This is a genomic window from Pseudoalteromonas sp. 20-MNA-CIBAN-0454, assembly GCF_040308685.1.
In the GTDB taxonomy this organism is placed as follows: domain Bacteria; phylum Pseudomonadota; class Gammaproteobacteria; order Enterobacterales; family Alteromonadaceae; genus Pseudoalteromonas; species Pseudoalteromonas nigrifaciens.
Map to the genome: position 1 here is coordinate 1 of NZ_JBEOOB010000164.1, position 275 is coordinate 275.

Consider the following 275-nt stretch of genomic DNA (forward strand, 5'->3'; position numbering starts at 1 on the left):
CGCTTATAACAATCAAGACTACCGTATCCAAATGTCAGTATAAGAGGTTATTTTAATATAAGAGGTTATTTTAATCACGTGCTACATGTTTGCTTTTAATTCAGGATATTGTTCGGCCAACTCGCTATACCACTGCTGGCTGGCCATCTCATCGGTGGGTGACACTAATAATAAGGACGCCAAATTAGCAAAGCTGGCGTGGGCTGTTTGTCCGCCGTCTGCTTGTGAGTCTTCTTCGATGGCGAGGGTGACCTGACCGCCCGTCATTGCTAGAT

1 protein-coding gene is annotated in these 275 nt (G+C 45.1%); it reads right to left on the reverse strand.

All coding sequences use genetic code 11. The features are described 5' to 3' along the window. Positions 1 to 81: 81 nt before the first annotated feature. Positions 82 to 275 (reverse strand): hypothetical protein (locus AAEZ22_RS18375; protein ID WP_352298477.1); only part of this gene is annotated, 194 nt, incomplete at its 5' end.